We start from the raw sequence: 456 nt of genomic DNA on the forward strand, positions 1-456 counted from the left end.
CCGTTTCCCTGCGCCACCGACGTTCCCGATGAAGACTTTGCCTGCATTCAACCCGACTCCAATTCGGATTGGTTCCCCGTTGAATCTGAGGTCTGCCGCGACGGAAAGCATTTCCTCGGCGCACTCCAGCGCACTAACCACCATGTCTTCTCCGCTAGCGGAATAGCCCCAGATAGCGAAGACCGCATCGCCGATGAACTTGTCCACCATGCCACCGTGTCGGTGAATACCGTCCACCACGGAATCCAGGTACGGTGAAAGTTGTTCCGCTATCGCCGCCGGCTCCATGTTTGACGAGTGACTGGTGAACTCTCGAATATCGGCGAACAAGAGGACGGCGTCGATGAATTGCGGAGCGCCGTACTCCCTTCCGGAGTTCAGCAGCTCGTTGAGGACTTCTGGGGAGACATGGGCGCGAAATTCAGCGAACAGGAGTTGTTCTTGCCGGTAGTGGTA

1 protein-coding gene is annotated in these 456 nt (G+C 57.0%); it reads right to left on the minus strand.

The window, feature by feature from the left end:
• Positions 1 to 456 (minus strand): adenylate/guanylate cyclase domain-containing protein (locus tag I6F37_RS39500; protein ID WP_225154303.1); only part of this gene is annotated, 456 nt, incomplete at both ends.

The organism is Bradyrhizobium sp. NBAIM08 (assembly GCF_020193935.1).
GTDB lineage: Bacteria > Pseudomonadota > Alphaproteobacteria > Rhizobiales > Xanthobacteraceae > Bradyrhizobium > Bradyrhizobium yuanmingense.